The following is a 22,590-nucleotide window of genomic DNA, read 5'->3' as shown; positions in this document are numbered from 1 at the left end:
TCTCGGCGTCAGACAGTCGTGCCTTCCCGCTACGGATGTTTCCCCACCGGTATCGGTCGATGCCGGTTTCCTTCTCAAACCAGACGCTCGTCCGCTTACTGTCGAAAAGGCTTATAAGCCGATCTCTTATCATTCCTAAAAATTCTACTTAGTAGCTTGTACTTAGTAGGAAAGCGCCCGACAATGGGGCTACCTAGTAAATATTACTTAGTTGGTCTGTCAGGCAATTATAGGACATTCGCATGGAACAGTCTGGTGTAGTGGGGCTTTCGATTTCGGGAGACGCCCAACGCGTAACGGATCTCCGCGACGCACCGTTCTGCACGAAATACGTGCTGGCTCAGCTCCTGGGCATGGAGCAAATCACCGAAGACGTGGTGCGCGGCTGGATCGAAAGCCACACCGTCCCGACCGTGAAAATCGGCCGTCACCGCGTCATCAACCTGCACCGCATCCGCCGCGACCTCGACCGAGGCAAAACGATTTTCTGCGCGGGGGATTACAGCGATGACTAATCAGGTGCCCGCCCATGAATCCCTCCCAGTACCTGCTATCGCACCACAAGGATTGCGGCTGCCAGAGCTGCTTTGCCCGCAATCCGCAGGGCAAGACGTTCGCCTTTCGCCGTCACCCGCACGCCGAGAACTGCGACTGCTCTGTCTGCTGGTTAAACCGAAACTGGCAACCACCGAAGCCCGCCGCCTCCCCGTCCACACAATGCACCGACTGCCGCCCCGCTCAATGGCGCATGGTCGATGGGCGGAACTGTGTGACAGCTGCCTTGTACTGCGAGAAACACAAGCCGTCGCCCCGTCCGCCGAAGTACTGGCACGTTGTGAGCGACACCGGCAAACCCACGCCCTTCGTGCCCCTGCGCGAACCGTTCGAGCTGGTGGGGTGACTGCATGATCACTGAATGGATCATTTCACTAGAGGCCCTGTTAGCAGCACTTGGGAAGCTGCTCTTTCAGGTTCTCCACCTCTCCGCTCTGATTGTCTGCATCTTGGGTGTCGTGGCTTTTCTCTGCTTGCCCCTAATGATTGCGTATTGCGGTTATGTGCATCGAAAAGAGGCCGCCAAGAAGTCGCCTCCGGCGTCCGTGACTGGCCACCCCGGTCTGCCAGACCGAACAGCGCAATCACCGCCAGTCGCGGGCGACGGTGGCGAAACGGGATGACAAGGGCGCGGCCCTTGGTGTTAACGAACTAACAGGCTGCACAAGCGGCAACTGAAAACCTCTGCAAGTCGAGAACCCCACTCGGGCAAAAGTTCAAACTTTGTCCGCGTGGACTCGCTCGGCCTGCTGAAAGGCAAACCCGCGCAATAACGCGCAACCAAGCGAGGAAACACAACATGGCACGCACCACTATGGAACTGGCATTCATCAGCGCTGAGCGCGTGAAGTTCGACAACGTGGATCTGGTCAAGCTGTACCTGGGCGACGAACCGGACGGCGAAAAGGACGTGGGTATTTCGCTGCTCTCGATGCAGGTCTCCGAAGACGTCCGCGAAGAAGTGTGGAACGCCTGCAAAGGCCTCGACGTGCTCGAAACCGCCCGCGTAACCGTGGAAATCGAACGCGGCTCCAAGAACGCAGGCAAGTTCATCGTCCTGCACGTCGAGTCGGCCAAGCCCGCTCAGGCCGCCAAGCCTGCTGCCCAACCCGGCCAGCAACAGCCCAAGTCGGCTGAAGCTCCCAAGGCCTAACCCTGCCCACCGCCATGCTGATTCACGGCCGCGTCCTCTGTGACCTGTGCTTGGCCAACATGGGCCAAGTCTACGGCCAGCCCGCTGACTCTAGCGGCTGGGCGGCTGACTTCGGCATGGCTCCCGACTACGCCGTCTGCCCTGACTGCAAGGCCCTGGCTGAGCAAGAAGAAGACGGCGCAGCGCTCACGGACACAACGCAATAGGTGCCGGTATGGGATCGCTCGAAAGCTACCTCGCCAACGTCACCCTGGGTGATCTGTGGGCCCTGCAATTCATTCAAGGGATGGTCTATCTGGCCGCCTTTGGCCTCATTCACGGGCACCAGAGGTAACGGGCAATGGCATTCACCTGGGGGCAATACCTCGTTATCGCTGGGCTCTACATCGGCTCTCTCGGGCTCGGCGTCGCCTGGGGTGCTTTCCGGCTTGGCTGGAAAGAAATCATTGACGCATCAACCAACTGAGGAAACTCACCATGTACCAAAGCAAGAAAGAAGTCGCCATTCGTGGCGCACAGGCTGCACATGGCGATACCAGTGTCGGTAAAGCACTGGGCGCCAAAGCGGCTGCCACCTTCACCGTTGCCGCCGCTGGCATGACTGCCGGTGCGGCCAATGCGGCCATCACCGTTCCACCTGAAATCCTCGAAGTCTTCGTCGATCTGGCCACTGCCTTCGGCACCCTGATGGCTGCCGGTGCCGTGCTGTTCGGCGTCATCCGTGGTGGCGTTGCCCTGTTCAAGCTGGCAGGTCGCCTGTTCAGCGCTGCGGGCGCCTAAACCGATGGCGGCCAAGATTCGCGGCCTTGGTCGCCTGCTGGTGGCCCTCACCCTTATGGGGTGGGGGCATTTGGCGTTTGCTGAGGATTATTACTGGGTGATAGGTAGTGCTACTTCACCTCGGTATCCGAGCGCTCAGGCTGCTTTCAGCGCACTAGAGTCATCTAGCTCGACAGTTCGCCATGAGATTTATAACCAGTCTGAAGCATCCTGGTCTTACAGGTCCTACAGGATAAGTGACGGCGGTTATCTGGGATTTGGCTCCATCAACCGCAGGGGCTCTGGCTGTACCTCCCCGGCTGTCTATAACCCAACAACTGGCGGATGTGAAACGCCTAAAGACTGCGCCTCTACATCCGGTCAGCAAATCACCGCCGCTCAAGAATGCACCTACAACGCAAGCCTCAAAACTTACATCTGCCCTGACCAGATTCAGCAAGATGGCTGCCTTTATACCGGCGGCCCTAACCGTAAGTGCGTTGCTGACCTAACCGGCGGCAAAGCCATCTGTACCGGCGACTTCTACGGCTCCGGCCAACCTGCAGGCGAAGGCCCTGATTCCTGTACTGAAGAATCCTGCACCCCTCCTCGTGATCCCAACGTCCCGCCTGCTGAAGAACAGTGCGTCACCAATGGCGACTTGACCATCTGCCACAAGCCCCAGGAAGAAGGCTGCGGCACCGTCAATGGCAAAGAAGGCTGCTTTCAGGAAGAGCCCGGTTGTGGCTATTACAACGGCACCTATGGCTGCTACCCGACTGATAAGCCGCATAGAAACTGCACTTACTTCAACGGCAAGTTGACCTGTGTTAACCCCAATGACCCTACTAAGCCGATTGATGAAACCTCGCCTGACCATCCCAACAACGGCGGCAACGCCGATGGCAACGAAAACAACGACCCCAAAGCACCGGGCGACACCAACGGTAGCCCTCAAGGCTCCGACGAAGGCGCCACCAATGAAGCCATTGGCAAGCTAGGTGACGAACTCGGCGACAAGATCGGCGAAGGCAACGACCTGCTGGGCGATATCAAAGGGATTCTTGAAGGTATTGCTGAGGGTATCGAAGGCCTGACTGAAGGCTTGCTTGGCGACGAATACGACGGCTCAGGCGATGGTGACGGCGATGGCACAGAGGGCGCTGGTTCTGACCTGGGTAATGAACTGGCCGGCATGCTTGGTGACCAGATGGGCGATGCCCAGGAAGAGCAATTAGTCGCCGATGAACTCAGCCTTGATGAAATCGCTGACCGTGTAGGCGGTGATCAGTGGTTCGGTGATAACTCCCAGGTAGCTTCCCTGCTCGACTTCGCTAAAGACCTGCTTCCTTCTCACACTGGCTGCGCCGATGTGGCATATGCCTTCAATCTCGGTAGCTACAACAGCCGTATCATCCTGCCTGTCTGCGACCTCTCCCGACTCAAGACCCTGCTTGAGTGGATCATCTACGTTGTCACAGCCATCGGCCTTTGGAAAATTGCTTATTCCACCCTCCGCATGGAAGACGCCAAGGCGTCTAAGGGTGGCTTCTGATGAACTGGATAATCGGATTCTTCAAGAAGTTCTTCCCCAACCTGTTCGGCGGCCTGTCCAAATTCATCCTGGGCTTTCTCGGTCCACTGATCGGTCCCTTCATCCAGTTCTTCACCAGCTTCCTGCGTAAAGTCGGCCTGTTCTTTTTGGTGCTCGCCGCCATTGCCGCCGCCATCTTTGCCTTTGCCACCATCATGGAAACGCTGATCAGTGAAGTCGTCAGAGCGACCGCACCCGAGTGGATCGACATAGGCCGCATGTTCCTGCCGTCGAACATTAGCTATTGCCTTGGGCTGCTTATCGTCGCCCGCCTGAAATCGCTGGTGTTCATGTGGGTCACCCGCCTTTCTGAAAAATTCCTGCACACCTGAGTCCCTGCCATGGCCGTCTATATCGTCACCGGCAAGCTCGGTTCCGGCAAAACCCTGCTGCTGGTCATGCGCATTCTCGACTACCTCAAAAAGCGTCGTCGGGTCGCCGTCAACATCGATGTGAAAATGGGCAAGCTGTGTAAGCGCGACAACAAATACTCGCGCCTTGTCCGTCTCCCTGACCTGCCCGGCGCTGATGACCTGATCGGCCTTGGCATGGGCTGCGAAACCTACGATGAAGAACAGTTTGGCGGGATCTTCCTCGACGAAGCCGGCGTATGGCTCAACTCCCGCGACTGGAACCAAGGCGGCCGCTCCGACCTGCTCAAGTTCTTCCTGTTCCTGCGCAAGCGCCGTTGGGACCTCTGGTTGTGCGTCCAAAACGTCAACGTCATCGACAAGCAAGTCCGCGAATCCATCGCTGAACACGTCGTCTATATCAACCGCTGGGACCGCATAAAACTACCGTTCCCCGTTGGTCCGCTGCTGCGTATCGCCACCCTCGGCTTCTTCAAAGGCCGCCTGCCGAAAATGCATCAGGCCATCGTCAAGTACGGCGCCAAATTCAACTCGCCCAAGGTCGATGACTGGTTCTACCGCGGCGAAGAGTTCTACGACTACTACGACACCACCCAGGAATACGACAAGGGCTACGACAAAGGCTCGTACTCCATGCTGCCGCCTGGGTACTGGCGTCGTCCGCTCCCATCAGCCCAGCGCAACGCGGGGTTCTTCATGCGCACCACCAAAATCTTCTTCCGTCGTACTCGCGTCCTCAACGCTTTTGCCTTGGGCGCTTTTTTCGCCCTGGTGATCAGCGTTCCGGTATTTGGCGCTATCGCCTACAGCCGCCTGCCTGTGCAGCAGGCCCAACAGCAAACCGCACCCACAACCGCCATCCAGCCGGAAAACACCTTGGCGGATGACTTCCGCGACTACCGCATCGCCACCTACGGCCTGTTGGCCGGCCAGACCTTCTACGTGTTCACCAACCCCAACGGCGACCGCATCAGCTCGGACGACCTCATGGCTCGCGATGTGGTGGTGAAAGACCGAGGCCCCCGCGAAGCCCTGCTTGTTCGCGGTGATCAATACATTTCCCTCTACAGGTGATCCGCCATGACTGATCGTTCGGATAAGTCCTTTGCCTTGTTCTTCCTGCTGCCCCTGCTGCTCTTCCTGGTATTCACCGCACCGGCCAAATCAGCCGAACGCATCGAGCTGTATGACGCCACCCTGCAAGACTTCGTTGAGTGGTCGTCGCAGATGCTCAACAAATCCGTAGTCGTCGGCTCGGATATTCGCAGTGCTCCTATCAGCATCTTCGCCACCTATGACGGCAACGTTGAGCTTGAAGCGCTGATCGCCAACGCCGTCGCGTCCGCTGGCTTTCACCTCACTGCACGCGGCAATACGCTGCTGATCAGCGCGCAGCCCATACCCGAACCGCTCGATCTAAAGACTCGTGTCTTCCAGCTCCAGCACCTGCAAGCCGACTTCGCCTATCAATCCGTCCTCGACGTGCTACGGGCACAAACTGAACGCAACGAAAGCGGTATGCCGTCGCTGATGGCTACCCCATCGCCCACTTCAAACGCCGTCATCGTCACTGCCACACAACAGCAGCTCGATACCGTCGCAAGCCTGCTCGGGGAAATCGACAAGCCACGTCGCCAAGTGGTCATCACCGCCGTGGTGGCTGAGCTGGCCGACAACGACTTCGAAGCCCTCGGCCTCAATGTCGGTGCCAAGAATGACCGAACCGATCTGGGTGGCATCAGCCTGCGCGGCTCCGACAAATCCGACCTGGGATTCAGCCTCACCTTCAACGGGCCAACGCTCTCGGCCTTCCTGCAGGCGGTGAAAGTCAGCGGCAACAACCGTATCCTCTCAACGCCCCAGCTTCTCACCCTCAACCGGGAAGCTGCCTCCATCGTCGTCGGCCAGAACGTCCCGTTCATTACCGGGCAAACCACCAGTGGCTCTACGCCTGCCTCTGATCCCTTTCAGACCATCGTCCGCCAGGATGTGGGCGTCTCGCTCGATGTAACGCCCTTCATCACGCCATCAGGGGCCATCGAACTCAGCGTCAACCAATCCGCCTCGACTGTCTCTGATGATCGCAGTGCTGCCGACATCATCACCAACACCCGCCGCATCACCACCAAGGTTCAGCTGCCCGATGGCGGGGGCGTGCTCCTGGGTGGCCTCCGATCAGAGCAACGGGACGAATCCGTCTCCCGTGTGCCCTTCCTCTCCGATATCCCGCTTATTGGTCCCGTCTTCCGCTCGACCTCTGTCCGCACCCGTGGAACCAACCTCGTTGTGCTGCTCACCGCAGCCATACACACCGAAGACAGAGGGGTAGCTGTCCCTGATGCAGTAAGTCCGCTTGTTCCGCAGGCGGTCGAGCAGGCGCGCGGGCACTTCGGCGCAGCCGGTGGGACCGCGCGCCTAGCCGACCGCTAGGCGCGCTGACGTCCCTGTAGCACGTCAGATAAACCAATTTTAGTAACCACGTTACACCAGAGAGATACAGAGAATGAGCGCACCAAAGGACTACTACCGCATTGATATCGAAACCGGGAAAGAGAACCCGAAAAGTCGTCTGTTCTGTGATCCTCGGGCGGGTGGTTTCGTGGATCTATCCAACGTTCGAATCCTGGCCTGTAGCGTCGATACCGTCCGCCAGCTGTATCGCGGCCTGATCCGCCCGGAAATCATGAGCCTCTTCGAGAAGCCCGGCACCATCGTTGACTTCGCGGGCCAGCGTTGGCACTCGGGGCGTGTCAGCAAGGATTCCGGGTATCAGTACAAGCTGCAGAATGCTGACCTGGGCATCATCCTGCTGGTGAAGAACTTCAACGCCAAAATCGAGAACATCGGCCCACACCTGAAAATCGAAGTGTCACCCCATGCTATCGACCAGTTCTGCCCTGAGCGTCTGCAGGAACGCCTCGACTACTACGCCAGCCACGTCCTGACCAACGTCGAACGCAACCAATGCGCCGTCCACCTCGCGCTAGACTTCCAGGGCTGGCAACCGCCCGCCGATCTGGTCGCCCGTATGCACTGCCGCGCACGTTCTGCCCGTGATATTTCCGGCATCAAGGAAATCCAGTGGACGCTTGAGTCTGCCACTTACGGCAAAGGCCAGTCCTACCTGTTCGGCTCTGCCGGTGGCGTCCAGCTCGGTATCTACAACAAAACCGAACAGGCCAGAGCCATCGACAAGCTCGACTACTGGGAAAACGTCTGGAAGCGTCGCGACAGCTTCGACGAAGCCGACCCAGACAACTACAACCCGGAACAGGACGTGTGGCGCGTAGAGCTGCGTTACCACCACTCTGTGATCCAGCAATTCGCTTCCGGCTCGTTCGATCTGCACAGCGGCGAAACCATCGAAACCAACAGCTACGCCGCCTTTGCTCCGCACCTAGACGGCCTATGGCGCTATGGCCTACGCCAATTCAAGCTGCTGGCTCGCCCTGGCTACTTTGAGCCGATTTGGACACTGATCCGTGACGATGTGCGTGTGGATCTGCCGGTGGATTCCCTGGTCGATGACACCGAGTACAAGCGCCAATACAAGACCTCGCGGGGCTTCTCCGGCAAGAACGTCGAGTTATTCCTGGGAAACTTCGTCAGCCTGCTGGCACGGGAGCGAGTGGGCGCTAGGCGAGCATTTCACCGGCTCAAGGATTGGGAATGCTGGCCGGTGATCCGCGACCACTATGCCGCCAAAGGCATGGATGAAGACGGGCTGTATAAGCACATCAAAGGCATCCTGGAAGAACGCCATGTGCGTTGGGGGCGTGCTGTATGACGGCCAGGAAAGACGGCAACACCTGGACCGCTGACTTCTACGAAAACGGTCGCTCGGGTCGTCGCATTCGCAAGAAGGGTTTCAAGACCAAGGCCGCAGCCCAGCGCTATGAATCGGAGTTCTTCGTCAGCCTCAACACTACCGGCCGGCCGCTCGATGATCGCCTTTCGGATCTGGTGACGCTCTGGCATGACCTGCACGGCTGCTCGCTCAAGGATGCCAAGCATCGTCTTGCACGCACTCTGGCTACGGTCGAACGCCTCGGCAATCCGATGGCCTCCAACTTCGATGCACTCGCCTGGGCACGCTATCGCCAGACACGCCTCAAGGACGTCAGCCCGCACACCGTCAACCATGAACAGCGTTACCTGTCGGCGGTCTTCTCCGAGCTGATCCGCCTGGGTGCCTGGGTCGGCAACAACCCGTTGGCCAAGGTTCGCCAGATCAAGACCGACCAGACTGAGCTGACGTTTCTGACCTTGCAACAGGTCGAACAACTGCTGGAAGAGTGCAAGCGCTCGACCAACAACCATACCTATCCGGTTGCGTTGATCTGCTTGGCCACAGGTGCCCGATGGGATGAAGCGGAATCCCTGCCACGGGGTGCGCTATTCGGCGGTAAGGCCCACTTTCACCGGACCAAAAACCGCCAGTCCCGGTCGGTGCCGATCCCCAAAGAGGTCGAAGAGATTGCGTTAAAGGTGGGGATGCCGGGGAATGGTCGGCTGTTCATGCCTTGCCGGTCAGCATTCCGATCTGCTTACCAGCGTTGCGGCTTCCACACTCCTGGCCAGATGACCCACATCCTTCGGCACACCTTCGCCAGCCATTACATGATGGGCGGTGGTGACATCCTGGGCCTGCAACGCATCCTCGGGCACTCCACCATCACCATGACCATGCGCTATGCACACCTGTCGCCTGATCATCTGGAGTCGGCGCTTAGGCTCTCGCCTTTGGCACAAATCGGGGTGAGCGTTCATGCTCATTAAGCTTCTGAAAGCTGTATGGCTCAGGTTAAGGTGTGTACTCCCCAACCAGCCATCAGAGTCCTACATGGAAAGTAAGATCCCGCTCCCGACAGACAACATCTATAAGTTTTATGCGTTATTCGCGCTGTTTGTCTTCATCTTCTCGATTGGTGCAATCCTTTACATCAACCAAACCCACAATGATCGCGTGCTTCTTCTCTACCCAGAGCTGGAGGCGCTGAAGCACTCACAGGAGCTATCCCCTCGTGACCAGACTCGAAGGGATCTACTCCAGACCCTTTTTGAGGTTCAGAAATCGGATCTTAAGTTTTACAAGAGCGCACTTGGCTTACTATCGGGAATAGCGTTCTGGGGGATGATGTTTGGCTTCTGGCGCTGGCATCGAGAAGTACAGCCACGTATCGATGAGGCAAACCGCATTCAGCTAGAGATTGCGAAGCTCCAGCTTACAAAGCTTCAGGCTGAGATTGCGCCGCGTGAAGGCGATGTAGACAGGGTGTAGTCACTTCGTAGTCACTACCCCAGAAACGACAAAGGGCTAGCCGAAGCTAACCCTTTGAAAAATATGGTGGCTACACCGGGACTTGAACCTGGGACATCAGCATTATGAATGCTGCGCTCTAACCAACTGAGCTATGTAGCCAACGGCGCGCATTGTCCGCGTCTCGCCTATCGCTGTCAACCCCAGATCATCGATAATTTTACGTTTTATCAAGCGGTTAGGCTTCGCGAGTGGCGACTCGCTGAATCGCTCGTTTCTGAGCCTGCGGCTGACCTCTCAACTGCTCGGACGGTGCTTGCGGGGCTGTCGGGCGATGCCGGAAAATCCGCCTCCAGCAGGCTGCAGCGCCGTCGCGCGCTGGCCCATGAACCAGGAGAGCACCTTGAGAGCAAGAGACGACTTCGACGATCTGCGAGCGGAGCGTGATATGCCGACGCATTACCGCAACGAACCCAACCGCCATGCCGGGCTGTGGAAGCAGATCGCGATTGGCATCGTCGTCGGCTACAGCGTGTTGGGTATCCTCAGCGCGGTTGCCTGGATGATCATTGCGCGCTTCATGCTGGGCGATCTGTCCATCACCCTGCCGTAACAGTCACATCTCTGCATCAGCGGACGTGGTGACGATGGGGTTGGCACTTGCCATCCCCTGCCCGCCTCTTCATCCTGCCCCATTGTTTACCCAGCGAGCCCTGTCATGACGCCCATCCAGAATCTCGGCCTGGCGCTATTCGTTGTGCTTTCCATCGGTTTCGCCATCGGCCACAAGACCGAATGCAGCGATGGCCGCGTGGTTGAAACCTATCTCGCCAAAGGGCTGGCTTCGCAGTTGCTGGGGCATGATCTTTGCCAGCAACCCTGAACAACCGTCATTAAGGAATGATGTGATGAAACAGTTCGCCTTGCTTGTCAGCCTTGGCCTTCTCGGCGCTTGCGCCAATCTGGGTTCGCAGCCACCGGTGCCGGTGACGTCGCCCGTGGTGCAGGCCTTTCGCGATATCTGCCTGCAGACGGCGCCGAGCTTTGCCGAGGCGCATCGCGTGGCGCGGCAGTATGGCGTCACCGAGATGACCGACATGGGCTTCGCCACCATCGGCTTCAATGCGGACAAGAGCCTGAGCATTCAGGTGAAGGTCAGCCACGAATGCGTGGTAACCAGCGAGGCACAGGTGGATGACAGCCTGACTCGTCAGTTGCTCAGCGCCGCGGCGATCAACGCCGGCACTACGGTGCCGCGCAAGGTGCCGGTGAAGCTGATGATCGCCGGGCAGCCGTTCATCCTGATGCATGATCGCGAAGGCGGTGAGGCCTTTGTGATGCTGAAGCCGGAATGAGCGGATCGCCGCAGGGCGGATGACGCCTTTTTCATCCGCCGCCGCTGAAAGGTGGATCGAGGCGTGGTCCAACCGCAGCTAACAAGCGGTGCAGCCTTGCGTAGGAGCCCCGCCCCGGGGCGAAGCTTTTGCTTTCGCGGTGTTCATGCGATTCGCCGCGAGGCGCGGCTCCTACAGGGTGATGCAGTGCCTGCTGCGTTTGTGTAACCCCGCCGCGCCTACAGCGTTTTGCCTGGTCGCGTGGCCAGCAGCAGGCCGCCAAAGATCATCGCGGCGCCCAGCCAATGGTAGACCTGCAGGCTCTCGTTCAACAGCACCCAGCCCAGCAATGCGGTGAATACCGGCATGACGTAGTTGGTCAGCGCCGCCTTGGCCGCACCGATCACGCGGATACCGTGGTTCCAGGCCAGGTAGGCCAGCAGCGAGGCGAACACAGCGGTGTAGGTGATGGCCGAGAGGTTGGCGACGTTGAACGCCAGGTGCGCCCCCTGGCTCAGCTCGTAGAGATAGAACGGAAGGATCAGCGGCACGCCGAGCAGGATGAATGCCCCCAGCAGCGCCAGCGGTGGAATCGGCTGCAGGTAGGCCGCCCAGCGCCGCAGCAGCAGCGAATACAACGCCCAGTCGACCACGGCCAGCAGCATGATCAGGTCGCCCTGATTGAACGACAAGCTGGCCAGGCGGCTCCATTGCCCCTGGCTGATCAACACCGCCAGCCCTGCGACGGCCACCAGCATGCCCCACCAGGCACGGCGCGCCGGCCATTCGCTGAGCAGTAGCCCGGCGCCGATGAAGGTCACCAGCGGCAGGCAGGTGTTGACCAGCGAGATGTTGATCGCCGCCGTGGTCTGTGCAGCGCAGTAGAGCAGTGAGTTGTAGCCGGCGATGCCCAGCGCCCCGAGCACTAGCAGGCGCCAGCCTGCATGCCGGAGGGCTGCGCGGTGACGCCACAGCGGCACGGCAACGAAGGGCAGCAGTAATGCCAACGCCAGGCACCAGCGCCAGAACGACAGGGTGAACGGCGCGATTTCACCAGCAAAGGCGCGCGCCACCAGGGCGTTGCCGGACCAGCAAAGGTTGGCCAGCAGCAGGCCGAACAGCGCCAGCGGGCGCGAATGATTGAGTGTGTTCATAAGGCGAGCACCGCGCCGTTGGCGCGGCCTTTATCCGGGCGAGGGTTGGACGGTTGAGCACGGTCACCGAGCAGGCAGTGCTGAGCGATCATTGCATAGCTTCCGAATCAGGCGGCTTTGCACCATACGGAGGCACGCAAGGCTTGGCAAGGTGGCGGACCCTCGGGTGCGCCATGCGCACCAAGCCAACGAAGTCATGACGTTCAGCCGGGCGCGCCCGGAAACTATGGGCGCGTTGTGCGAATTTGAAGGTCGAATAGCGCGTCATTCCCGGTGCGCGCGGCGCTCCCTGCGGTCGTCAACGCTGACTGCGGCGGCGGCGCAGGGGGCGGCTCAGCAGCCAGAGAATCAGCAGCACGCCGGCCAGGACCACGGCACTGGTGCCCCACTGCATCGGCCCGGCCAGGCGGAACATATCGGCCGGATGCAGGCTCGGCGCGCGGATCATGCGCGCTTCGGCTGCCGCGCCGGTGGTGGGAATGTCGGCCAGACCGTCACCGTCGAGATCCGGCAGGCTGCGGATATGGTCGAGTAACACCTGCCATTCCTTGAGTTCCTGTACGCCTTCTTTATCCGGGTCCTGGTCGACGATGGCGTCTTCGATACGCGGCAATGGGCGGCCCTCGGCGTCCTTGGGCATGACGTCGAGCAGGCCCTTGGTCAACTCCGGCACCAGCCAGGTGAAACTGCCAACGTAGCTGGTGGCGCCGATGCTGTAGAGACGCGTGTCGTCGAGATCCAGGTCGCGGTAACCCTTGACCGCATCACCGATCTCGATGCGGCTGACGCGGTCGAACGGTACGCGCCAGGGGTTGTAGGTAAAGCGCACGCCGGAAACGCGCGGGTAATAGCTCTGGCTGTCACGCAGTTGATAGGCGAGTAGTAGCACTTCCAGCAACGACTTGATTTCGCGCGCGCTGATGTAGGCCTTGATCATCGGGTAGCCGGGCTCGTCGTCGAATTCGCCGATGCCCAGCGGGGCGATGCGGAACAGGTCGGAGACGTCCTGCACGCCGTTGCGGCCCTTGAGCAGGTCATCGCGGATGGTGCCATTGCCGGTGAACGCCAGGTCGGCATCGACGGCATGACGCAGCGCGTCGGTCACCAGGTTGGCGAGGGTCTGATCGGTGAAATCACGACCCAGACTCTGGTCGACCTTGGCCAGCGGCTGGTCGAATCGGTAGCCCTTGGGCGTGAGCATGCGCTCGCTGACTACCTGCTTGAAGTCTTCCACCTTGGCGGTGATGGAGGCATCGCCGGCGATGCTGTCGTTGACTGGATGCAGGCGGTAGTCGCGCACACGCGGTACGCCGTCGTCGCCGAGGGTCATGCGCAGCTCGCCGAGGTACTGGATTTCCGATCCGGCCTGCACCACCGGGGTATGCCCGTTGACCAGCACCGGCTGCGGCAGGGCCACGTGCGAGTGGCCGCCGACGACGATATCGATGCCCGGCACCTGCTCGACCAGCTCCACTTCCTCACCGCGCCAGCTGCCATCGGCCTGCTGGGTAACGCCCATGTGCGACAGCAGGACGACCACCTCGGCGCCCTCCTCGCGCAGCTTGGCCACGGTTTCCTTGGCGGTGGCGACCGGGTCGGCGAAGGTCAGCGGCTTGATCATCGGGCTGACGGCCACGGCATCGTTGCCGAGCAGGCCAAACAGGCCGAAGCGGATACCACCGCGCTCGATCAGCTTGTACGGCAGGATGCGTCCGGCGTCGGCGTGCGCCTGGAGGCTGTCGTCGGCCCTGCTGGTCGGATCGAAGCGCATGTTGCTCGATAACAGCGGCACCAGCGCATCGCCCTTGGCCTTGTGTGCCGCGCTGATCATCGCGGCGAGCCCGGCCGGACGGAAGTCGAATTCGTGGTTGCCGATCACTGCGGCGTCGTAACCCAGCTCACTCATCAGGCGCAGTTCGCTGCCCATCTCGCGGGCGATGGTGTGAAACAACGTACCCATGGTGAAGTCGCCGCCGTCGAGCAGCAGCAGAGGCTCTTCGCCGGCAGCCGCGCGGCGCTCGTTCAGCAAGGTGGCCAGGCGCGCGACGCCGCCGACGGTGTCGTCATCGTTCACCGTCGCCGGGGTGTATTCGTTGTTCGGGCCAAAACCGAGCAGGCGCGACTGCCAGTCGTTGCTGTGCAGGATGGTGAAACTGCGCTCGGCAGCAACCAGCGGTGTGGCGGCCAGCAGGCCGGCGAGCAGGAGTGAGGGGAACAGGCGCATGGACGATCCTTGACGATGACTGCGCACAGTATGGAGCAGGCCCTGGCGCCAGACAGCGACCAATCGAGACGCCCTTTGTCGCCAATCGAGTCAGGTATTCATTGCCCCAGGTCAGCGCCCAAGCCAAACGGCGGGACTAAGCTGTAATCAGGACTGCAACGTGGAGAAGCGCCATGGACCACTATCACCTGATGCTGATGCTGCTGATCGGTGGCTTTCTGCTGTTGGGCGTAGGCTTCAACTTCCGCGAGCACGAATGGGGCGTGCGCGTACTGGGCTTGGGCATATTGCTGATGTTGGTGCCGATTGCGTTGCGGGTGCATCTGGCGCTGGCGTAGGGCTCAAGTCAGCGTAGGGTGCGCCATGCGCACCGAGCGATGTTGATGATGTCGCTGTCTATTCGAGCGCAGTGTAGCGAAGGGCCGGTGCGCGCGGCGCACCCTACGGGCGCTGCCAACGCTCGGCGGCGCTCTGGTCGCTGCAGCGGCCTTCGACCCAGCGCGAACCTTCGCTGGTGTCTTCCTTCTTCCAGAACGGCGCGCGGGTTTTCAGGTAATCCATGATGAAGTTGCAGGCATCGAACGATGCCTGGCGGTGGGCGCTGCTGGTGCCGACGAAAACGATGGGTTCGCCAGGTTCCAGACGACCGATGCGGTGGATGATCTCGATGCCCAGCAGCGGCCAGCGCTCGCGCGCCTCATCGGCGATTTTGCCCAGAGCCTTTTCGGTCATGCCGGGGAAGTGCTCGAGGAACATGCCACCGACTTCGCGGCCATCATTGAAGTCGCGCACGTAGCCGACGAAGGTGACCACCGCGCCGATGCCGAGGTTGGCGGCATGCAGGGCGTTGAGCTCGCTGCCGGGATCGAAGGGTTGGGCTTGGACGCGGATGGTCATGGGAGGCTCGTTCGGTGAGGCGTTTTCAGAGTCGGTTTGGTGGGCTAAAGCCCACCCTACGGCTGGATCGGCATCAACCGCCGGTGACGGTGGGGAAGAAGGCGACTTCATCGCCTTCGGTCAGCGGCTCGTCGAGGCTGCACAGTTCCTGGTTACGCGCGCACATCAGGTTCTGCTCACCCAGCACTTCCCATTCGCCGCCACGGGCCACCAGATGCAGGCGCACGTCGTCGAGGGTGGCGAAGTCGCCGCTCAGTTGTTCATCGTCACGGCCCAGGGCTTCACGGTAGCGGGCGAAGTATTGCACGCGGATCATGCTTGTTCCTCCAGCTTGTAGTGACCGCTCTTGCCGCCGAGCTTTTCCAGCAGGCGTACCTGCTCGATGACCATGCCGCGATCCACGGCCTTGCACATGTCATAGATGGTCAGCGCGGCGACGCTGGCGGCAGTCAGTGCTTCCATCTCGACACCGGTTTGCCCGGACAGTTTGCAACGGGCAGTGATATGTACGCTGTCGTCGCCTTCGGCGCGCAGCTCGACCTTGACGCCAGTGAGCATCAGCGGGTGGCAAAGGGGGATCAGGTCGCTGGTTTTCTTCGCGGCCTGGATGCCGGCGATACGTGCCACGGCGAATACGTCGCCCTTGGGGTGCTCACCGGCAACGATCATCTGCAGGGTGGCAGGCAGCATGCGCACGCGCGCTTCGGCGGTGGCTTCGCGGAAGGTGGTCGCCTTGTCGGTGACGTCGACCATGTGCGCGCGGCCTTGGGAATCGAGGTGGGTCAGCACGGGAAAGCTCCTGGCGGGAATCGGCCGATTGTAAACCTGCAAGTCAGGATTTGTCCGGGGCCAGAGCGGCAAAAATCCCCGGATTTCAACCGGGCTACTGACTGCATCCGTCGACACAACTGTAGGAGCGGATTTATCCGCGATCATCGCGGCTGAAGCCGCTCCCACGAGACCGGTAGACATTCGTTGATGCAGACTAAAACGCCCCTGCTCTTGCGAACAGGGGCGCCAGTGTTTCACAGCTGAAGGGTTACATATGGGTTTCCGCGTACTCCGCGAGGATCGAGCGCGGTACGCCTTGCAAGGTGATGTGCACGCCGTGCGGGAAGTCCTTGAAGCGTTCGGTGAGGTAGGTCAGGCCCGAGCTGGGCGCAGACAGGTAGGGGGTGTCGATCTGCGCCAGGTTGCCCAGGCACACCACCTTCGAACCGTTGCCGGCGCGGGTGATGATGGTCTTCATCTGGTGCGGGGTGAGGTTCTGGCATTCATCGATGAGGATCAGGCTCTGCTGGAAGCTGCGCCCACGGATGTAGTTCAGCGACTTAAATTGCAGCGGCACTTTTTGCAGGATGTAGTCGACGCTGCCGTGGGTGCTCTCGTCCTCCATATGCAGCGCTTCGAGGTTGTCGGTAATCGCGCCGAGCCAGGGCTCCATCTTCTCCGCCTCGGTGCCGGGCAGAAAGCCGATTTCCTGATCCAGTCCCTGCACGCTGCGGGTGGCGATGATCCTCCGGTAGCGCTTGCTGACCATGGTCTGTTCGATGGCCGCGGCCAGTGCCAGGATGGTCTTGCCGGAGCCGGCAGCGCCGGACAGGTTGACCAGATGGATGTCCGGGTCGAGCAGCGCGAACAGCGCCAGCGCCTGATGGATGTCGCGCGGCTTGAGGCCCCAGGCTTCCTGGTGCAGCAGCGGTTCCTGGTGCATGTCGAGGATCACCAGCTCGTCACCCTTGATCGCCTTGATCCAGCCGACGAAGCCCTGTTCATCGAGGATGAACTCGTTGACGTGCACCGCCGGCAGGTTATCGGTCAGTTGCACGCGGTGCCAGGTACGGCCATGGTCCTGACGGGTGTCGACCTTGCTCACGCGATCCCAGAACGAGCCGGGCATGTCGTGATACCCCTTCGACAGCAGCGAGACGTCATCGACCAGTTGGTCGGTGTGATAGTCCTCGGCGTCGATGCCGCAAGCGCGCGCCTTCAGGCGCATGTTGATGTCCTTGGTCACCAGCACCACGGACAGGCCGGGGTTACGGGTTTTCAGCTCCACCAGCTGGTTGATGATCTTGTTGTCGTTGAGGTTTTCCGGCAGCCAGGTCACCGGCGCCGCACTTTTACTCATAAGGATGGAAAGACGACCGCAGGGGCCACTCTTGCCGCGCTGGATGGGTACCCCGTACTCGACGTCCTCAGGTTCGGCACCGGCGAGAATCTGATCGATCAGGCGGATGGCCTGGCGACATTCAGCGGCGACGCCGTGCTTGCCGGATTTCAGTTTGTCGAGTTCCTCCAACACCGTCATCGGGATGGCGACGTGGTGTTCTTCGAAGTTGAGCAAGGCGTTGGGATCGTGAATCAGGACGTTGGTGTCGAGAGCGTAGAGGGTTGGAGCGGTGGGCTTGGAGCGTCCGTGGTCATCCATACGTCGGTCACCTTCTTGTAGTAGCCAGGCGACGCAATACCTGGGGCGGTGCTGCGCCGGACAGAGACCGCCGACTTTTTCAGGTCGGGGCCGAAAGGTGGCAAGCAAGGTGAGGGCCAATGGCCGCCACCTGTATGCAGGTTTCGGCGGTCTTGCTTTTTTATTACTCCAATTCACATGACAGAAAAACGTTTTTTTATCGTCATGCAGGTTTATTTGCAGACGCGACAGATAGTGCTTGGCGAGCCGCCAGCACCCCGTTACAGTCCGAAGTCCTACCTGCTGTCACTCCCTTCGCTACCCCGCCCCCTCTTGCAGCATGCCGCGCCAATCAGGTGCAGGGCGCTGTTCGTTTCGCCTGACTATCTGCGATCCCGTCAGCACTGATCGCCAGCAAGCCGGCTCCCACAAAAGCATCAATGCTGGTCCTCTCAATCACTCCGATAGGTGGTCTTGCCGATCCCTGACCTCTAGAATCGCCGTCACGCTTTCTGGAGATTCCGCACATGCTGATGGTGATTTCACCGGCCAAGACCCTCGACTACGAGACGCCGCCCGCCACCCCGCGCTTTACCCAACCCGAACACCTCGACCACGCCCAGGAACTGATCGCTCAACTGCGCGACTTCAGCCCGGCGCAGATCGCCGAGCTGATGCATCTGTCGGACAAGCTTGCCGGCCTCAATGCCGCGCGTTTCGGTAGCTGGGAGCGGCCGTTCAACCCGTCCAACGCCAAGCAGGCGCTGCTGGCGTTCAAGGGCGACGTGTACACCGGGCTGAACGCCGAGGTCTTCTCCGAAGAGGATTTCGACTTCGCTCAGACTCACCTGCGCATGCTTTCCGGCCTGTACGGTGTGCTGCGCCCGCTGGACCTGATGCAGGCCTACCGCCTGGAAATGGGCACCAAGCTGGCCAACGGTCGCGGCAAGGATCTGTACGCCTTCTGGGGCGAGCGCATCAGCGGCTGGCTCAACGAAGCGCTGGCGGCTCAAGGCGATGACGTGCTGCTCAACCTGGCCTCCAATGAGTACTTCGGCGCGGTCAAACGCAAGGCGCTGAACGCACGCCTCATCGACACAGAGTTCAAGGACCTGAAGAACGGCCAGTACAAGATCATCAGCTTCTATGCCAAGAAGGCCCGCGGCCTGATGGCGCGCTACGTGATCAAGGAGCGCCTGACCAACCCTGAAGGCCTGAAGGACTTCAACTATCAGGGCTACCGTTATTCGGCCGAGCATTCCAAGACCGACAGCCTGGTTTTCCTGCGCGACCAGCCACAAGACTGACCCCTCCTCCAGCCAAGCCCATGCACCGCTCATCGGTTGTCGCATGGGCTTGGCCGCTGCGCTTGCTCACTCCCGCCTCTCTCTCGCCTGCCGCTTCGCTGCAGCGCGAGCGTTGCGTTTGCCTGTGGTTCCTGCGACCACAGGCTTGCACCTGAAAACCTGCTTGGCGTCACACTTTCAGCGCAACTGCACTTCTTTGAGAACTTATTGCCCGGCTTAGTTATCCGATAGTTTCAAGCATATTAATGAACATATTGCCATCATGCATTTTGCAACTTGCCATTATATTGCAATCAAATTAGCCGTTCAGCTCCGGTTCAGCTTCAGGACGAACGGTAGGAACTATCCGAAAGGGCCGCCACTCATACAGCCCGTAACACATTTCAATACATAACTTTCTGAACACTTGAACCTGCCAGATAGCGAATTAACTTTCGCCGGACAGTTTCACCCAAAAGAAAGTTTGTGCGCGTCAAAGGGAGAGATGGCAACCCGCCACAGTACCGATATAGAGGCCTCAAGCGAGGCGACAGCGACAACATCAAAGGGCCATCCTTCAATATAAAGGCCCGCACTTGGTGCCACTTCTGGCGCCCACTCTACTTATGCCTGAATGAACTCAAACCTATTAAAACGGTGAGTTCACGGACGAGTTTTGGCCATAAGGCCAGTATTTAAAATTGCATCAAACGGACGAGGTTAATACCATGCGAATCAGTATCTTTGGTTTGGGTTATGTAGGTGCCGTTTGTGCCGGCTGTTTGTCGGCACGAGGTCACGACGTGATTGGCGTGGATATCTCCGCGAACAAGATCGACCTGATCAATAACGGCAAGTCGCCCATCGTTGAACCGGGCCTGGAAGAACTGCTGCAACAAGGTCTGCGTCAGGGCCGCCTGCGTGGCACCACCGACGTTGCCGCTGCCGTTCTGGAAAGCGATGTGTCGTTCATCTGCGTCGGTACGCCGAGCAAGAAGAACGGCGACCTGGAACTGAACTACATCGAAGGCGTGTGCCGCGAGATCGGTTTCGCCATGCGCGACAAGCAAGAGCGCCACACCGTAGTGGTTCGCAGCACCGTACTGCCGGGCACCGCGAAGAACGTGGTACTGCCGATTCTCGAAGACTGCTCGGGCAAGAAGGCTGGCGTCGACTTCGGCCTGGCGGTGAACCCCGAGTTCCTGCGCGAGAGCACCGCGATCAAGGACTACGATTTCCCCCCGATGACCGTCATCGGTGAGCTGGACAAAGCCTCCGGCGACCTGCTGGAAAGCATCTACAGCGAGCTCGACGCGCCGATCATCCGCAAGGACATCGAAGTCGCCGAGATGATCAAGTACACCTGCAACGTCTGGCACGCCGCCAAGGTCACCTTCGCCAACGAGATCGGCAACATCGCCAAGGCCGTCGGCGTCGATGGCCGCGAGGTGATGGACGTGGTCTGCCAGGACCACAAGCTGAACCTCTCCAAGTACTACATGAAGCCCGGCTTCGCCTTCGGCGGCTCCTGCCTGCCCAAGGACGTACGCGCGCTGAACTACCGCGCCGGCAGCCTGGACGTGGAAGCTCCACTGATCGGCTCGCTGATGCGCAGCAACGCCGCACAGGTGCAAAAGGCCTTCGACATCATCGCCAGCCAGGATTCGCGCAAGGTCGCCCTGCTCGGCCTGAGCTTCAAGGCCGGCACCGATGACCTGCGTGAAAGCCCGCAGGTGGAACTGGCGGAAATGCTCATCGGCAAGGGTTTCGACCTGAGCATCTACGACCGCAACGTCGAATACGCCCGTGTCCACGGGGCCAACAAGGAATACATCGAGTCGAAGATCCCGCACGTTTCCTCGCTGCTCAACAGCGATCTCGAAGACGTCGTGGCCAAGGCCGACATCATCGTTCTGGGCAACAGCGACGAGCGTTTCGCCAAGCTGGCTGAGCAGGCGCCGAGCGGCAAGCGGGTGATCGACCTGGTCGGCTTCATGCCCCACGCCAGCAATGGCGTGGCCGAAGGCATCTGCTGGTAAGGACCCGAACGTACCTGCGCGCCCAGCGCGCGCAGGTACTCGGAGACGCATATGGACAAGCTCAAGAACGGCCTCAACCAAGCCAGCGGCTGGATGCTCTATCTCAGCCTGCTGATGCTGCTGGCACTGGCCCTGCCACGCACGGTGTTCGACCCCGAAGCGCGGGACTTCATCCTGCTCATCGGCATCGTCGGCATCTGGCGCTATTCCATGGGCGCCATGCACTTCGTGCGCGGCTGCCTGTTCCTTTACCTGGTGTACCCCTGGTATCGCCGCAAGGTTACAAAACTCGGCAAGGACGCCGACCCCTCTCATGTGTTCCTGCTGGTCACCAGCTTTCGCATCGAGGCGCTGACTACCGCCATGGTCTACCGCTCGGTGATTCGCGAAGCCATCGACTGCGGGTATCCCTGCACCGTGGTCTGCTCGATCGTCGAGCTCTCCGACGAGTTGCTGATCAAGAACCTCTGGGCTCAGGCCGAGCCGCCGGCGCATGTCACCCTGGACATCGTGCGCATCCCCGGCACCGGCAAGCGTGATGGTCTGGCCTATGGTTTCCGCGCCATTTCCCGGCAGATGCCGGACCGCGATGCGGTGGTGGCGGTGATCGACGGCGATACCGTGCTCGAGCCGGGCGTAGTGATCAAGACCGTGCCCTGGTTCAAGCTCTTCCCCAACGTCGGCGGGCTGACCACCAACGAGTTCTGCGAGGTACGCGGCAGCTACCTGATGAGCGAGTGGCACAAGCTGCGCTTCGCTCAGCGCCACCTCAACATGTGCTCGATGGCGCTCTCCAAACGCGTGCTGACCATGACCGGGCGCATGTCGGTGTTCCGCGCCAGCGTGGTGACCGACCCCGAGTTCATCCGCGACGTGGAGAGCGATCACCTGGAACACTGGCGCCTGGGGCGCTTCCAGTTCCTCACCGGTGACGACAAGTCCAGCTGGTACAGCCTGATGCGCCTGGGCTACGACACCTTCTACGTGCCGGATGCGGCGATCAACACGGTCGAGCACCCGCCGGAGAAGAGTTTCATCAAGGCCAGCCGCAAGCTGATGTTCCGCTGGTACGGCAACAACCTGCGGCAGAACTCGCGCGCCCTGCGTCTGGGCATGGGCCGCCTCGGCGCCTTCACCAGTCTGGTGCTGTTCGACCAGCGTGTGTCGATGTGGACCTGCCTGCTGGGCCTATCCGTAGCGATCATCGCCAGCATCAAGTACAGCCTGATGTACCTGCTGATCTACCTGCTGTGGATCGGCAGCACGCGGCTGATCCTGACGCTGCTGCTGATGTGCTCCGGCCACCGCATCGGCCCGGCCTACCCGGTGCTGCTCTATTACAACCAGATCGTCGGCGCGCTGGTGAAGATCTACGTGTTCTTCCGCCTCGACCAGCAATCCTGGACGCGCCAGAACACCAAACTCAACCGCGGCCTGTCCAGCTTCGCCAACTGGTTCAACAGCTGGTCGTCGCGTGCCATGACCTTCTCTGCCGCCTCTGTCTTCATCGCCGCGCTGCTGGCGCTGGTGTGACCGTACTCGAATAGGAATTAG

General features: G+C 60.3%; 25 protein-coding genes and 1 tRNA gene. 19 read left to right on the top strand and 7 right to left on the bottom strand.

All coding sequences use genetic code 11. The annotated features are described in order from the left end of the window. Positions 1-242: 242 nt before the first annotated feature. From CXP40_RS04835 to CXP40_RS04785, 12 genes are all read left to right on the top strand, one after another. Positions 243-515: a DNA-binding protein gene (locus CXP40_RS04835; RefSeq protein ID WP_176450372.1), complete on the top strand. Its 273-nt coding sequence runs from the start codon at positions 243-245 to the stop codon at positions 513-515. A gap of 14 nt (positions 516-529) precedes the next feature. Then, complete coding sequence (locus CXP40_RS23620) at positions 530-901, top strand: DUF5447 family protein (RefSeq protein ID WP_157831677.1); 372 nt, start codon at positions 530-532, stop codon at positions 899-901. 453 nt (positions 902-1,354) lie between these two features. After that, the gene (locus CXP40_RS04830; protein WP_106732847.1) at positions 1,355-1,708 is read left to right on the top strand and encodes a hypothetical protein; all 354 of its coding nucleotides are present in this window, start codon (positions 1,355-1,357) and stop codon (positions 1,706-1,708) included. 340 nt (positions 1,709-2,048) lie between these two features. Beyond that, positions 2,049-2,174, top strand: coding sequence for a hypothetical protein (locus CXP40_RS23915; protein ID WP_256579240.1), 126 nt, complete (start codon positions 2,049-2,051; stop codon positions 2,172-2,174). Between the two features lie 11 nt (positions 2,175-2,185). After that, positions 2,186-2,488 (top strand): hypothetical protein, encoded by a 303-nt coding sequence (locus tag CXP40_RS04820; protein ID WP_106732846.1) that lies wholly within the window; start codon positions 2,186-2,188, stop codon positions 2,486-2,488. Between the two features lie 4 nt (positions 2,489-2,492). Then, positions 2,493-4,022 (top strand): hypothetical protein, encoded by a 1,530-nt coding sequence (locus CXP40_RS23615; protein WP_157831676.1) that lies wholly within the window; start codon positions 2,493-2,495, stop codon positions 4,020-4,022. Next, complete coding sequence (locus CXP40_RS04810) at positions 4,022-4,393, top strand: DUF5455 family protein (RefSeq protein WP_106732844.1); 372 nt, start codon at positions 4,022-4,024, stop codon at positions 4,391-4,393. The genes CXP40_RS23615 and CXP40_RS04810 overlap by 1 nt, the downstream gene beginning before the upstream one ends. A gap of 9 nt (positions 4,394-4,402) precedes the next feature. Continuing rightward, on the top strand, positions 4,403-5,506 hold the full coding sequence (locus tag CXP40_RS04805) for a zonular occludens toxin domain-containing protein (protein ID WP_106732843.1): 1,104 nt from the start codon (positions 4,403-4,405) through the stop codon (positions 5,504-5,506). Positions 5,507-5,512: 6 nt separating this feature from the next. Further along, positions 5,513-6,862 (top strand): secretin N-terminal domain-containing protein, encoded by a 1,350-nt coding sequence (locus CXP40_RS04800; RefSeq protein WP_256579239.1) that lies wholly within the window; start codon positions 5,513-5,515, stop codon positions 6,860-6,862. 73 nt (positions 6,863-6,935) lie between these two features. Continuing rightward, the gene (locus CXP40_RS04795) at positions 6,936-8,219 is read left to right on the top strand and encodes a hypothetical protein (RefSeq protein ID WP_106732842.1); all 1,284 of its coding nucleotides are present in this window, start codon (positions 6,936-6,938) and stop codon (positions 8,217-8,219) included. Further along, positions 8,216-9,211 carry a tyrosine-type recombinase/integrase gene (locus tag CXP40_RS04790; protein ID WP_106732841.1) on the top strand — a complete coding sequence of 332 codons (996 nt, stop codon included), beginning with the start codon at positions 8,216-8,218 and terminating at the stop codon, positions 9,209-9,211. Before CXP40_RS04795 ends, CXP40_RS04790 begins: the two co-directional genes overlap by 4 nt. 64 nt (positions 9,212-9,275) lie before the next feature. Beyond that, complete coding sequence (locus tag CXP40_RS04785) at positions 9,276-9,713, top strand: hypothetical protein (protein ID WP_106732840.1); 438 nt, start codon at positions 9,276-9,278, stop codon at positions 9,711-9,713. 64 nt (positions 9,714-9,777) lie between these two features. Here CXP40_RS04785 and CXP40_RS04780 read toward each other — a convergent pair. Then, positions 9,778-9,854: transfer RNA gene (locus tag CXP40_RS04780), tRNA-Met, on the bottom strand. 223 nt (positions 9,855-10,077) lie between these two features. On the opposite strand from CXP40_RS04780, the gene CXP40_RS23610 reads away from it, so the two are divergent. From CXP40_RS23610 to CXP40_RS04775, 3 genes are all read left to right on the top strand, one after another. Continuing rightward, positions 10,078-10,305, top strand: a complete 228-nt coding sequence (locus tag CXP40_RS23610; protein WP_177429626.1) for a hypothetical protein — start codon at positions 10,078-10,080, stop codon at positions 10,303-10,305. 105 nt (positions 10,306-10,410) lie between these two features. Beyond that, the gene (locus CXP40_RS23790) at positions 10,411-10,575 is read left to right on the top strand and encodes a hypothetical protein (RefSeq protein WP_099522372.1); all 165 of its coding nucleotides are present in this window, start codon (positions 10,411-10,413) and stop codon (positions 10,573-10,575) included. A gap of 25 nt (positions 10,576-10,600) precedes the next feature. Then, on the top strand, positions 10,601-11,047 hold the full coding sequence (locus tag CXP40_RS04775) for a hypothetical protein (RefSeq protein ID WP_106732839.1): 447 nt from the start codon (positions 10,601-10,603) through the stop codon (positions 11,045-11,047). Between the two features lie 218 nt (positions 11,048-11,265). Here the strand turns inward: CXP40_RS04775 and CXP40_RS04770 are convergent, their stop codons facing one another. Continuing rightward, complete coding sequence (locus tag CXP40_RS04770; RefSeq protein WP_106732838.1) at positions 11,266-12,180, bottom strand: DMT family transporter; 915 nt, start codon at positions 12,178-12,180, stop codon at positions 11,266-11,268. Positions 12,181-12,478: 298 nt separating this feature from the next. Further along, positions 12,479-14,404 (bottom strand): bifunctional UDP-sugar hydrolase/5'-nucleotidase, encoded by a 1,926-nt coding sequence (locus CXP40_RS04765; protein ID WP_106732837.1) that lies wholly within the window; start codon positions 14,402-14,404, stop codon positions 12,479-12,481. Between the two features lie 173 nt (positions 14,405-14,577). Here CXP40_RS04765 and CXP40_RS23785 point away from each other — a divergent pair, with 173 nt between their 5' ends. Beyond that, entirely contained in the window at positions 14,578-14,742 is a 165-nt protein-coding gene (locus CXP40_RS23785; protein WP_177429625.1) for a hypothetical protein, read from the top strand. A 103-nt stretch (positions 14,743-14,845) separates the two neighbouring features. Here the strand turns inward: CXP40_RS23785 and moaE are convergent, their stop codons facing one another. The 4 genes from moaE to CXP40_RS04745 form a co-directional block, all read right to left on the bottom strand. Beyond that, complete coding sequence (gene moaE / locus CXP40_RS04760) at positions 14,846-15,301, bottom strand: molybdopterin synthase catalytic subunit MoaE (protein ID WP_106732836.1); 456 nt, start codon at positions 15,299-15,301, stop codon at positions 14,846-14,848. 73 nt (positions 15,302-15,374) lie between these two features. After that, on the bottom strand, positions 15,375-15,617 hold the full coding sequence (locus CXP40_RS04755; protein ID WP_099522377.1) for a MoaD/ThiS family protein: 243 nt from the start codon (positions 15,615-15,617) through the stop codon (positions 15,375-15,377). Then, on the bottom strand, positions 15,614-16,090 hold the full coding sequence (moaC, locus tag CXP40_RS04750) for a cyclic pyranopterin monophosphate synthase MoaC (protein WP_003459465.1): 477 nt from the start codon (positions 16,088-16,090) through the stop codon (positions 15,614-15,616). The genes CXP40_RS04755 and moaC overlap by 4 nt, the downstream gene beginning before the upstream one ends. A gap of 250 nt (positions 16,091-16,340) precedes the next feature. Next, the gene (locus CXP40_RS04745; RefSeq protein ID WP_061240684.1) at positions 16,341-17,732 is read right to left on the bottom strand and encodes a PhoH family protein; all 1,392 of its coding nucleotides are present in this window, start codon (positions 17,730-17,732) and stop codon (positions 16,341-16,343) included. 506 nt (positions 17,733-18,238) lie between these two features. On the opposite strand from CXP40_RS04745, the gene yaaA reads away from it, so the two are divergent. From yaaA to alg8, 3 genes are all read left to right on the top strand, one after another. Further along, on the top strand, positions 18,239-19,018 hold the full coding sequence (yaaA, locus tag CXP40_RS04740; RefSeq protein WP_106732835.1) for a peroxide stress protein YaaA: 780 nt from the start codon (positions 18,239-18,241) through the stop codon (positions 19,016-19,018). 707 nt (positions 19,019-19,725) lie between these two features. Then, complete coding sequence (gene algD, locus CXP40_RS04735) at positions 19,726-21,036, top strand: GDP-mannose 6-dehydrogenase (protein WP_106732834.1); 1,311 nt, start codon at positions 19,726-19,728, stop codon at positions 21,034-21,036. Between the two features lie 51 nt (positions 21,037-21,087). After that, on the top strand, positions 21,088-22,569 hold the full coding sequence (gene alg8 / locus CXP40_RS04730) for a mannuronan synthase (protein ID WP_106732833.1): 1,482 nt from the start codon (positions 21,088-21,090) through the stop codon (positions 22,567-22,569). The last annotated feature ends 21 nt before the right edge of the window (positions 22,570-22,590 follow it).

It is taken from the genome of Pseudomonas sp. YY-1, from assembly GCF_002843095.1.
Lineage (GTDB): Bacteria > Pseudomonadota > Gammaproteobacteria > Pseudomonadales > Pseudomonadaceae > Aquipseudomonas > Aquipseudomonas sediminis_A.
Note: the sequence above shows the minus strand (reverse complement) of the source record. Positions and strands in the feature narration are given on the sequence as shown.

Excerpts from the sequence above, each read along its gene's own strand:
- CXP40_RS04755 (WP_099522377.1), bottom strand. The coding sequence starts at position 15,617 with ATGATCCGCGTGCAATACTTCGCCCGCTACCGTGAAGCCCTGGGCCGT.
- CXP40_RS04775 (WP_106732839.1), top strand. The coding sequence starts at position 10,601 with ATGAAACAGTTCGCCTTGCTTGTCAGCCTTGGCCTTCTCGGCGCTTGC.
- CXP40_RS04830 (WP_106732847.1), top strand. The coding sequence starts at position 1,355 with ATGGCACGCACCACTATGGAACTGGCATTCATCAGCGCTGAGCGCGTG.
- CXP40_RS23915 (WP_256579240.1), top strand. The coding sequence starts at position 2,049 with ATGGCATTCACCTGGGGGCAATACCTCGTTATCGCTGGGCTCTACATC.
- CXP40_RS04790 (WP_106732841.1), top strand. The coding sequence starts at position 8,216 with ATGACGGCCAGGAAAGACGGCAACACCTGGACCGCTGACTTCTACGAA.
- CXP40_RS04765 (WP_106732837.1), bottom strand. The coding sequence starts at position 14,404 with ATGCGCCTGTTCCCCTCACTCCTGCTCGCCGGCCTGCTGGCCGCCACA.
- CXP40_RS23785 (WP_177429625.1), top strand. The coding sequence starts at position 14,578 with ATGGACCACTATCACCTGATGCTGATGCTGCTGATCGGTGGCTTTCTG.
- algD (WP_106732834.1), top strand. The coding sequence starts at position 19,726 with ATGCGAATCAGTATCTTTGGTTTGGGTTATGTAGGTGCCGTTTGTGCC.
- CXP40_RS04800 (WP_256579239.1), top strand. The coding sequence starts at position 5,513 with ATGACTGATCGTTCGGATAAGTCCTTTGCCTTGTTCTTCCTGCTGCCC.
- CXP40_RS04820 (WP_106732846.1), top strand. The coding sequence starts at position 2,186 with ATGTACCAAAGCAAGAAAGAAGTCGCCATTCGTGGCGCACAGGCTGCA.
- CXP40_RS04785 (WP_106732840.1), top strand. The coding sequence starts at position 9,276 with ATGGAAAGTAAGATCCCGCTCCCGACAGACAACATCTATAAGTTTTAT.
- yaaA (WP_106732835.1), top strand. The coding sequence starts at position 18,239 with ATGCTGATGGTGATTTCACCGGCCAAGACCCTCGACTACGAGACGCCG.
- CXP40_RS04795 (WP_106732842.1), top strand. The coding sequence starts at position 6,936 with ATGAGCGCACCAAAGGACTACTACCGCATTGATATCGAAACCGGGAAA.
- CXP40_RS04810 (WP_106732844.1), top strand. The coding sequence starts at position 4,022 with ATGAACTGGATAATCGGATTCTTCAAGAAGTTCTTCCCCAACCTGTTC.
- moaE (WP_106732836.1), bottom strand. The coding sequence starts at position 15,301 with ATGACCATCCGCGTCCAAGCCCAACCCTTCGATCCCGGCAGCGAGCTC.
- CXP40_RS04835 (WP_176450372.1), top strand. The coding sequence starts at position 243 with ATGGAACAGTCTGGTGTAGTGGGGCTTTCGATTTCGGGAGACGCCCAA.
- CXP40_RS04745 (WP_061240684.1), bottom strand. The coding sequence starts at position 17,732 with ATGGATGACCACGGACGCTCCAAGCCCACCGCTCCAACCCTCTACGCT.
- CXP40_RS23620 (WP_157831677.1), top strand. The coding sequence starts at position 530 with ATGAATCCCTCCCAGTACCTGCTATCGCACCACAAGGATTGCGGCTGC.
- CXP40_RS23610 (WP_177429626.1), top strand. The coding sequence starts at position 10,078 with ATGAACCAGGAGAGCACCTTGAGAGCAAGAGACGACTTCGACGATCTG.
- alg8 (WP_106732833.1), top strand. The coding sequence starts at position 21,088 with ATGGACAAGCTCAAGAACGGCCTCAACCAAGCCAGCGGCTGGATGCTC.
- CXP40_RS04805 (WP_106732843.1), top strand. The coding sequence starts at position 4,403 with ATGGCCGTCTATATCGTCACCGGCAAGCTCGGTTCCGGCAAAACCCTG.
- CXP40_RS04770 (WP_106732838.1), bottom strand. The coding sequence starts at position 12,180 with ATGAACACACTCAATCATTCGCGCCCGCTGGCGCTGTTCGGCCTGCTG.
- CXP40_RS23790 (WP_099522372.1), top strand. The coding sequence starts at position 10,411 with ATGACGCCCATCCAGAATCTCGGCCTGGCGCTATTCGTTGTGCTTTCC.
- CXP40_RS23615 (WP_157831676.1), top strand. The coding sequence starts at position 2,493 with ATGGCGGCCAAGATTCGCGGCCTTGGTCGCCTGCTGGTGGCCCTCACC.